Source organism: Mycobacterium kyorinense (assembly GCF_002101735.1).
GTDB classification, from domain to species: Bacteria; Actinomycetota; Actinomycetes; order Mycobacteriales; family Mycobacteriaceae; genus Mycobacterium; species Mycobacterium kyorinense.
Genome location: NZ_LQPE01000142.1, coordinates 74250 through 84146, shown reverse-complemented (window position 1 = coordinate 84146; position 9897 = coordinate 74250). Strand labels below are relative to the sequence as shown.

Annotated in this window: 9 protein-coding genes; 8 read left to right on the top strand and 1 reads right to left on the bottom strand. The window is 64.5% G+C overall.

Going from position 1 to position 9897, the window contains the following annotated elements; genetic code table 11:
- Positions 1–84 precede the first annotated feature (84 nt).
- Both AWC14_RS18485 and AWC14_RS18480 read left to right on the top strand, forming a co-directional pair.
- On the top strand, positions 85–1395 hold the full coding sequence (locus AWC14_RS18485; protein ID WP_045380546.1) for an amidohydrolase family protein: 1311 nt from the start codon (positions 85–87) through the stop codon (positions 1393–1395).
- 49 nt (positions 1396–1444) lie between these two features.
- On the top strand, positions 1445–2305 hold the full coding sequence (locus AWC14_RS18480; RefSeq protein ID WP_045380544.1) for an SDR family NAD(P)-dependent oxidoreductase: 861 nt from the start codon (positions 1445–1447) through the stop codon (positions 2303–2305).
- Positions 2306–2323: 18 nt separating this feature from the next.
- On the opposite strand, the gene AWC14_RS18475 is transcribed toward AWC14_RS18480, so the two are convergent.
- Positions 2324–3148: an enoyl-CoA hydratase/isomerase family protein gene (locus AWC14_RS18475; RefSeq protein WP_045380542.1), complete on the bottom strand. Its 825-nt coding sequence runs from the start codon at positions 3146–3148 to the stop codon at positions 2324–2326.
- Between the two features lie 88 nt (positions 3149–3236).
- On the opposite strand from AWC14_RS18475, the gene AWC14_RS18470 reads away from it, so the two are divergent.
- The 6 genes from AWC14_RS18470 to AWC14_RS18445 are packed head-to-tail and all read left to right on the top strand — an operon-like array spanning position 3237 to position 9617.
- Positions 3237–4496, top strand: a complete 1260-nt coding sequence (locus tag AWC14_RS18470; protein WP_045380535.1) for a hotdog family protein — start codon at positions 3237–3239, stop codon at positions 4494–4496.
- Positions 4497–4503: 7 nt separating this feature from the next.
- Positions 4504–5310 (top strand): enoyl-CoA hydratase/isomerase family protein, encoded by an 807-nt coding sequence (locus tag AWC14_RS18465; protein WP_045380529.1) that lies wholly within the window; start codon positions 4504–4506, stop codon positions 5308–5310.
- On the top strand, positions 5307–6554 hold the full coding sequence (locus AWC14_RS18460; protein ID WP_057003186.1) for an acyl-CoA dehydrogenase family protein: 1248 nt from the start codon (positions 5307–5309) through the stop codon (positions 6552–6554). Before AWC14_RS18465 ends, AWC14_RS18460 begins: the two co-directional genes overlap by 4 nt.
- Positions 6551–7363: an enoyl-CoA hydratase/isomerase family protein gene (locus tag AWC14_RS18455; protein ID WP_057003187.1), complete on the top strand. Its 813-nt coding sequence runs from the start codon at positions 6551–6553 to the stop codon at positions 7361–7363. The genes AWC14_RS18460 and AWC14_RS18455 overlap by 4 nt, the downstream gene beginning before the upstream one ends.
- Entirely contained in the window at positions 7360–8160 is an 801-nt protein-coding gene (locus AWC14_RS18450; protein WP_045384830.1) for an enoyl-CoA hydratase/isomerase family protein, read from the top strand. Before AWC14_RS18455 ends, AWC14_RS18450 begins: the two co-directional genes overlap by 4 nt.
- Entirely contained in the window at positions 8157–9617 is a 1461-nt protein-coding gene (locus AWC14_RS18445) for a class I adenylate-forming enzyme family protein (protein ID WP_045384832.1), read from the top strand. The genes AWC14_RS18450 and AWC14_RS18445 overlap by 4 nt, the downstream gene beginning before the upstream one ends.
- Positions 9618–9897: the final 280 nt, after the last annotated feature.

The window sequence follows — 9897 nt, the reverse complement described above, 5'->3', positions numbered from 1 at the left end:
GATGCAGCCTCACCCGCCCCACCCGGGGTCACAGCACAACGTAACAACACGAAGTAACTGCACCTACGAACTTAAGGAATCGTGATGAAGAAAGAGGAGATGATCCTCATCAGCGTGGACGACCATGTCGTCGAGCCACCCGACATGTTCCGCAACCACCTGCCGAGCAAATACCTCCACGATGCGCCACGGCTAGTGCACAACCCCGACGGTTCGGACACCTGGCAGTTCCGTGATGTCGTGATCCCCAACGTCGCACTGAACGCGGTGGCCGGCCGCCCGAAAGAGGAATACGGCCTCGAACCGCAGGGGCTCGACGAAATCCGTCCGGGCTGTTATCAGGTCGACGAGCGGATCAAGGACATGAACGCCGGTGGCATCCTCGGCTCGATCTGCTTCCCGTCGTTCCCCGGGTTCGCCGGTCGGCTTTTCGCGACCGAGGATCCAGACTTTAGCCTGGCCCTCGTCCAGGCCTACAACGACTGGCACGTCGAGGAGTGGTGCGGAGCATATCCGGCCCGGTTCATTCCGATGACGCTGCCCGTAATCTGGGATGCCTCACTGTGCGCCAAAGAGATTCGCCGCAATGCCGAGCGGGGCGTGCATGCGTTGTCCTTTACCGAGAATCCCGCCGCATTGGGCTACCCCAGCTTCCATGACGACTACTGGCGACCGGTCTGGGAGGCCTTGGTGGACACGGACACGGTGATGAACATCCACATCGGCTCCTCCGGCAAGCTGGCCATCACGGCACCCGACGCGCCGATGGACGTGATGATCACCCTGCAGCCGATGAATATCGTGCAAGCGGCAGCAGATCTGTTGTGGTCCAAGCCAATCAAAGACTATCCCAACCTCAAGATCGCCCTGAGCGAGGGCGGCACCGGCTGGATCCCCTACTTCCTCGAGCGCGCCGACCGCACTTACGAAATGCATGCGACGTGGACGGGCCAAGACTTCGGCGGCAAGCTGCCCTCAGAGGTTTTCCGCGAGCACTTTCTGACGTGTTTCATCTCCGACCCCGTTGGCGTGAAGCTACGCAAAGACATCGGTATAGACAACATCTGCTGGGAAGCGGACTACCCACACTCCGACTCGATGTGGCCCGGCGCCCCAGAACAACTCCACGAGGTCTTGTCGGAGCACAGCGTGCCCGACGAGGAAGTCAACAAGATGACCTTCGAGAACGCCATGCGCTGGTACCACTGGGATCCGTTCACTTCTCAGATCAGCCGCGAGCAGGCCACGGTCGGTGCGCTGCGCAAGGCCGCCAAGGGCCACGACGTGTCGATTCGGGCGCTGTCGAAGCACGACCACGGTGTTAGCGGAGCATCAGACTGGCAGAATCAGATGAGCAAGGCCACGAGCAACACGGCCGGCGCGTCGGACGACTGACCGGTCAGACAATTATGATTCTTATCTTCGTAAATATAGCCTCTCAGCCATGCCTTCACTGACTTTCGACGATCATGTAGCCATTGTCACCGGTGCGGGAGGCGGGCTCGGACGCTGTCACGCACTCGAACTCGCCCGCCGCGGCGCGCGCGTGGTAGTCAATGACTTGGGCAGCGCAGTGGACGGTACCGGCGCGTCGACCTCGGCGGCACAGGCGGTCGTCGACGAGATCGCCGCATCCGGCGGCACCGCGATCGCCAACAGCGACTCCGTAGCGACGGAGGACGGCGGGGCCGCGATCGTGGCGTCGGCCATGGAGGCCTTCGGCAGGGTAGACATCCTTGTGAACAATGCCGGCATCCTGCGCGATGCGGCGTTCAAGAACATGACCGCCGAGCAGGTGGACGCGGTGCTCGAGGTTCACCTGGCCGGTGCCTTCAACGTGACACGCGCAGTATGGCCGATCATGCGGGAGCAGAATTACGGCAGAATCGTCCAAACCACCTCGGGCACTGGGCTGTTCGGCAACTTCGGTCAGGCCAATTATGGAGCTGCGAAAATGGGCCTGGTCGGCATGATGCATGTGCTGGCCATCGAGGGCGCCCGCAACGGCATCGCCGTCAACGCCATCGCACCAATTGCACGGACCCGCATGACCGAAAACATCATGGGTGAAGCCGCTAAGACGATGGACCCCGAGCTGGTCACCCCGGTGGTGGTCTACCTGTCGCATCGCAGTTGCGATCGGACCGCGCACATCTACTCAGTGGGTGGGGGCAAGGTTTCCCGGGTGTTCATCGGCGTCACCAAGGGCATCGAGAAACCCGCGCTCACCGCCGAAGTGGTGGCGGACTCGATCGATGACATCGACGACACGGCGACGTTCACCATCCGCGGCGGGCCCGCCTAGGCTGACGCGCGGAATCGGTCAGAAGCCCTGGAAGCGCGGCGCGCGACGCTCGGCGAACGACTTCAGCCCCTCCTGCAGGTCGGCGGTGCGCGACACCACCTCCTGAGCCCAGGCCTCCTGCTCGAACGCCCTGTCACGGCCCGACTCCGACGACACCGCCAACAAGCGCTTGGTCAGCGCCAGCATGACCGTCGGCCCTGACGCCAGTCGGCGAGCCAGGTCGTCAGCGACGGCTTCCGTATCTTCCGGTGCGGCGACACGATTGACCAGGCCAAGCCGTTCACACGCGGCGGCGTCAACAGGCTCTCCGAGCATCAGCAACTCGGTGGCCTTGCGCAGCCCCACGATTCTGGTCAGCAGGTGAATGGCACCCGAGTCCGGAAGTATCCCGCGGTGCACGAACGGCTCGACAAGCGTTGCCTCCGTGGACATAACGACCAGATCGCAGGCAAGCACCAGGCTTGTCCCAGCGCCGGCAGCCGTGCCTTTGACCGCGGCCACCACCGGCTTGCCGCAGTCGAGGATGGCGCACACCAGTCGCTGCCAGCCCCGTTGGAGCATGCGTGCGATGTCACCCGGGCGGCGAGGTGGCGGCGGTCCGCTCTGGTCGGGCTTTGCCGCCAAGCCCGCACCCGTGCAGAAGTGCTTGCCGCCAGCGGCACCAAGCAACACGGCACGAACGTCGGGGTTGTCATCCGCACGTTGGAAAGCGTCCGTAAGCGCGTCACGGGCCAACGGCGACAAGGAGTTTCCGACCTCTGCTCGATCGATGAGTATTCGGAAGATGCCGTCCGCGCCGACCTCGGTTATGATCCCCGGCTGCTCTTCGGACATCTCGCTCACCCCTGCGTTAACGTCGTTTCCCATTTTCGAGTATCCTAATTTCCACCGTGGCGCGGGCCAGGACGTGGGCACGACAAGGAGGAGTTGTATGACCCAATCCTCTGCGGCGGGCCAGATCACCGACGAGGGGTTGGCCCGGTTGCGTGCCACGATCGGTATCGCCGTTCCACACACCCAGCCTCCGCACTATCGCTGCCCCAACGAGGACACCTTCCGCCACGTCGCCGAAGCCTACGGCGACGGTAATCCGCTGTGGGCCGATCCGGAGTACGCCGCCAAGTCGGTATGGGGCGAGTCCATCGCCCCGCCGGCGCTGGTGGGTGGTGACACGCTGATCGGCGAGGACGAGGTCACCGAACTCTCCGATGAGGAACGTGCCCTGACCAAGGGCGACCCGCTTCGCGGTGTGCACGCGTTTTACGCGTCGTCGGTGCGTGAATGGTGGGCTCCGTTAAGGGCCAACCACCGGGTGTTTCGGCGCAATGCCCTCGTCGCCGCGCTCGACAAGAGCAGCGAATTCGCCGAACGCGCCGTCCACGAGTGGTCGGCGCAGGTGTTTCGCGACGACGAGGGCACCATCCTCGGCGGCCAGTACCGCAACATGGTCCGCACCGAGCGCGGCAAGGCGCGAGATCGCAAGAAATACGAGGACGTCGAGCTGAAAACCTGGACCGCCGAGGAGATCGCCGAGATCGACGAGCGCTACGCGCGGGAGGCTCCTCGCGGTGCCGAACCGCGGTGGTGGGAAGACGTTCATGAGGGCGACGAGATGGGCTCGTTGGTCAAGGGTCCCCTGACCGTGACCGACATGGTCTGCTGGCACGTCGGCATGGGCACCGGCATGTACGGGGTGCGCCCGCTGCGGCTGGCGTGGCGGAATCGGCAGCGCATCCCCCGGTTCTACACGCCGAACGAACACGGCGTCCCCGATGTGCAGCAGCGGGTGCACTGGGAGCCCAGCGCCGCCCGCAATGCGGGCAACCCCACCACATTCGACTACGGCCGAATGCGCGAAACCTGGTTGATCCACCTGTGCACGGACTGGATGGGTGACGACGCGTGGCTGTGGAAATTGAGTTGCGAGTTCCGACTGTTCAACTACGTCGGCGATCTCCACACCATCACCGGCACCGTCGTGCGCAAGTATCTCGCCGACGGTGAGCGTCCCGCCGTCGACGTCGAACTCGCGGCGACCAATCATCGTGGTCAGGTCAGCGCCCCCGGTCATGCCACCATTCTTTTGCCCAGTCGGGATCTCGGGCCCGTCCGGCTGCCGGATCCGCCCGGGGGCGCAACAAACCTGACGGAACTGCTGACCGCTGTGTCCGCCCAATTCGCCCAACGCTGAGGCGGCCATGAGATACGAGAGTGTTCCCGGCCTTTCGGCCAAGCAGGACGGTCCGCAGCTGCGGCTCACGCTCAGCCGCGCCGACCGGCGTAACGCCGTGAACGACGAGATGCTCGACGCGATGATCGGTCACCTGGCCCTCGCGGGCACCGACGAGTCGGTGCGGGTCATCCGCATTGACGCTGATGGACCCGACTTCTGCGCCGGCGCCGATCTGATTGCCAACAACGCGCGCTCCGAGCGCAAGCCACGCGTCGGTAGCACACAGCGTCGGCTGCCGAACAAGGCCAACAGGCTGATTCCGTTGATGCTGCAGACGCAGGTGCCTATCGTCACGGTGGTCCGAGGCTGGGCGGCGGGGCTTGGTTTCCATCTCGCGTTGGCCTCCGACTTCTGCCTGGCTGCCGAGGATGCCCGCTTCTGGGAACCATTTATGGCCCGCGGCTTTTCCCCCGATAGCGGGGCAGCCTGGTTGCTGCCCCGGCTCGTCGGCATGGTCCGCACCCGGCAGCTCCTGATGCTCGGCCAGGAGATCTCCGCGACCACCGCGGCCGAGTGGGGCATTATTCACGGCGTCCATGCACCAGACGATCTAGATGCCGCCGCCGACGCGCTCATCTCCGAGCTCGGCGATGCGCCAACCGTCGCCCTCGGGCTCACAAAGTGGCTTCTGCACAGCGGCAACGGCCTCGATCTCGACCGCCATCTCCAGAACGAGGCGATGGCGCTCGAATTATCCAGTCGCAGTGAGGATTTCCGAGAGGGACTGGCTGCCTTCAAGGACAAGCGCGATCCACGCTTTTCTGGACGATGACGCAGCTACCGATCACCGCCAACACCACGACCTCCGACGCCGTGGCGATCGTCGAGCGGTGGGTGGAGGCCGAGGTGCCTGCCGCCTGGCGCTCGGCCGCGGCCCAGGGACCGGCTGCACTGAAGGCCGTACGAAGCCCGGCCGACTACCGCCAGTGGTATCCGACATTCGCCCGCTCGGGGTTGGTAGCGCCGACGTGGCGGCCCGAACATGGTGGCCTGGGGATCTCCCACGACGTCGCACGCGCTATCGAAGCCTTGCTTGCTCCACTGAGGCTCACACGGCTAAATCCATTGGGACTCAACAATACTGCTGCCGCACTGTTCAGTCATGGCTCCGAAGAACAGCGGATGCGGTTCTTGCCTCCCATCGTGCGCAACGAAGAGAAGTGGTGCCAGCTGTTCAGCGAGCCAGGCGCGGGCTCGGATCTGGCCTCGCTCGCCACACGGGCCGTCCGCGACGGAAACCACTGGGTGATCACCGGCCAAAAGGTGTGGACCACCTGGGCCGACGAAGCCGACTTCGCGATCCTGCTCGCCCGCACGGACCCTGAGGCGCCGAAACACGAGGGCATTACCTACTTCCTGCTCGACATGCATCAACCCGGCGTCGACGTGCGGCCCCTGCGACAGATCACCGGCGAAGCGGAGTTCAACGAAGTTTTTCTCGACGGTGCCCGCGTGCCCGACGCCCACCGGGTGGGCGAGATCAACGACGGCTGGCGTGTCAGCGCTTCGACCCTGTCCAGTGAACGACAGATGGTGTCCGGCTCCGGATCCGGCGGCATGGGCCGGCTCGGCGGCTCCAGCGCCGAACGGCTGATCTCCGTCGCCCGCGAGAGGGGCCGTTGGGACGACCCGGTCGTCCGAAGCAAAATCATGCGCCTGTGGGCACAGGAGCAGATTCGCGGCTGGACGAACGCCCGGGTGCGCGCGGCACTTTCGGCACACCAGTCGCCCGGCGCCGCCTCCTCCATCGGCAAAGTCCACCAGGCCACCCTCAATCAGCAGATCCAAGATCTCATGGTCGATCTGCTGGGCACCGCCGCGATCGCCTGGCCGGTCACCGACGATCCCGACGCACTACCGCGCGAAGTGCACGGCATGCTGCGCAGTCTGGCCAACAGCATCGAGGGCGGCACCACCGACATCAACAAGAACATCCTCGGTGAACGCGTGCTTGGGCTGCCCAAGGAGCCAGACCCCTGGAAAGGCAAGCCCTGGAAGGAGATTCCGCGCTCGTGAGCAGCTACCAGCGACTTGTCGTCGAAAAGTCCGGCGGCGTCGGCTGGCTGATCCTCGACCGACCGGACGCCGGTAACGCGTTCGATGCACTGATGCTGGACGAACTCGAGGCCGCGTGGGCCGACTTAGACAGTGACAGTGACGTGCGTGTGATCGTCAACACCGGCAACGGCAAGGCCTTCTGTACGGGGATGGACGTCGTGCAGGTGGCGCGCGATAAGGAGGCCATGCGCAGACATTCCCGCCGAACCCGCGATGCCCAGTTGAAGATCTCGTCGTGGCACTGTGGGGTGTGGAAACCGGTGATCGCCGCGGTCAACGGGGTCTGCGCGGGTGGCGGGCTTCACCTGGTCGCCGATGCCGACATAGTCATCGCGGCCGAGCAGGCCTCGTTCGTCGACCCGCATGTGTCGGTGGGCCAAGCCGTCGCCTATGAAGCCATCACGCTGTTACGCAAGTCGCCGATGGAGGCCATCACGCGAATGGCGTTGTGCGGCAAGAGTGAGCGGATATCGGCACAGCGCGCCTACGAGTTGGGAATAGTCTCCGAAGTGGTGCCACTCGAGCACTTGCGCCACGCTGCGCAACGCCTGGCGGCCGCCATTGCCACCAACTCCCCGACCGCGATGCGGGCCACCAAAAAAGCGCTCTGGCGTTCGCTGGAAGTCGGATTGACCCAAGCCAAAAGCGAGGCCAGTGACGAAATCTGGCGCTTGCGCAATCATCCCGACCATGCCGAGGGCGTTGGTGCGTGGCGCGACAAACGCCAAGCATGCTGGCAAACACTCGAACCTGTGGAGATCCCGTGACCTATCAACGACTGATCGTCGAGCGGCGCGGTCCGGTGGGCTGGATCATCAACAACCGCCCGGACCGACTCAACGCCTACGACGTCGTGATGCGCGAGGAGTTCCCCAGGGCGTGGGGCGAATTGGACGCCGATCCAGCGGTGCGGGTCATCGTGCACACCGGCAACGGCCGCGCATTCCAGGTCGGAGCCGACGTCGAGGAATTGGACGGCGATGCCGTGCTGCAGTTCCAGGAGACCATGCGAACCCTGGATCTGAAGCTGACGGGATGGCATTGCAACGTCGGTAAGCCGATCATCACGGCGGTCAACGGTATCTGCGCAGGCGGTGGCTTGCACTGGGTCGCCGACGCCGACGTCGTGATCGCGTCGTCGGACGCCAGCTTCGTCGACCCCCACGTGTCGATAGGTCAAGTCAGCGCGCTGGAGACCATCGCGCTGATGCGCAAGATGCCGGCAGAGGCGGTGCTGCGGATGGCGCTCGTCGGCAGCCACGAACGCCTCAGTGCCCGGCGCGCATACGAACTCGGCATGATCAGCCAGGTCGTAGACCCGCCCGAGAAGCTGCGCGACGTCGCGCAAGAACTCGCCGAAAAGATCGCCAGGAATTCACCGGCGGCGATGCGCGCAACCAAGCGAGCGCTGTGGGGCGCGCTCGAATACGGCTTGACGGACGCGTGCCGCGAAGGCGCCAAGCATTTGACCTCCATGTGGGGCCATCCCGACCAGAACGAAGGACCACAGGCGTTCGCCGACAAGCGGACACCGAATTGGCAACCGCTGGAGAATAACTCGTGAACCTCGCCGCGCTGCTCGCCGATGTTCCCGACGTCGCGGTGCACACCCTGGCCGCTGATGTGTCACGCACTGAGCTCACTACGAGCGCCGAGTGTCTCGGCACGGCTCTGACGGCTGCCGGGCTGAAAACCGGCCAGGTAGTCGCGGCCATGCTGCCCAACGACGCCTCGGCGATCGCGGCGTTGTTCGGCACTTGGCGCGCCGGAGGCGTCTACACGCCGTTGAACCCCCGAGCCGCAGATCCCGAATTGGTCTCCCAGATGGCGACGCTTCGACCCGTCGCCGTTGTCACCACTGGCGAATTGTCCTCGCGGTTCGCAGAGTTCGGGTTGCCCGTGCTGACATGCACGGGTCTTTCGTGGACAGCGACCACCGGCAGGCAGCCGCCCAGCGACCCCCGGGAGTACGACGCCGATGTTGCGCTCCTGCAATTCACGTCCGGCACTACCGGTTTACCGAAACCGGTGCCGCTGCGCCATGCCACGGTGCTGGACTTGATCGATCGACTGCTCGCCAAACTGCGCGGCACCAAGAGAGCTGACGGCGCCAGACCGAACCGCCCACCGATGCCCAACCTGGTGCCGTTATCGCTGTCGTTATGGGCGGGTATCTACCAGGTGCTGTTCGCCTTTCGTGCCGGCTCAGGCGTCGTACTCATGGATCGGTTCTCGCCAACGGACTTCGCGGCGCTGGTCTCCCGGCACCAGTTGCGTTCCACGGTGCTGCCGCCGGCGGCGCTGACCATGGTTCTGCACGACGACTCGGTCACGGACCTGTCGCCGCTGAAGATCGTGCGATCCATCACCGCTCCCCTGTCGCCGGTACAGGCGGCTCAGTTCCGGGACAAGTTCGGCGTGATCGTGCTCAACTCCTACGGCCAAACCGAACTCGGCGGCGAAGTCGTCGGATGGTCTGCCGCCGACGCCCGCGAGTGGGGTGAAACAAAGCTCGGCTCTGTCGGGCGCCCGCTGCCCGGCATCGACGTCTCGATCGTCGACGACGAAGTGATGGTCCGCACGCCGACCACGGCCGCCCGCAAGATCGACCCCGCGTTTCTCGACAGGCTGACCGACGACGGCTGGTTCCACACCGGCGACTTGGGGTGGTTCGACGACGACGGATTTTTGTGGCTCGACGGTCGGGTGTCGGACATGATCAACCGCGGCGGACTGAAGGTCTTTCCGGGCACCGTCGAGGACGTCCTGCTCGCCGCCGACGGCGTGCGGGAAGCAGCGGTCGTGGGAATGCCTGACGAGCGGCTCGGGGAAGTGCCGTGGGCGTTCATCGTGCGCAACGACGTAAACCTGACCGAGGACGCGCTGATCGCGTGGTGTCGTGAGCATCTGACGCCCTACCGGGTTCCCGTACGAGTGGTGTTCGTCGAACAACTACCGCGCAACGAGGTCGGCAAGGTAGTCAAGCGCCAGCTCGCGGGCAGCGTGACGGCACGGAAATAATGCTTCTCAATTTAGAGAACTATGTTATTCTTCGCTGGAAGTTAGCCTTTCAACGGCGGAGGTCGCGATCGTGTGGCAAGAACTCGTTCGGCTGGCCGTGACTTGGGCCGTGATGTGCGGGCTGGTCGCGTTCTTCTACTGGATGTTGGCCAGCATCGGCACGTTCTGATCGAGCTGGCCAGGGAGACCCATGAACGAGCAGGACCGGCGCCGCAAACACGGCTTGATCGCGTTTCAAATTTTCATCTATGGCGTGTTGATCGCGATGTTCGCGATCCAG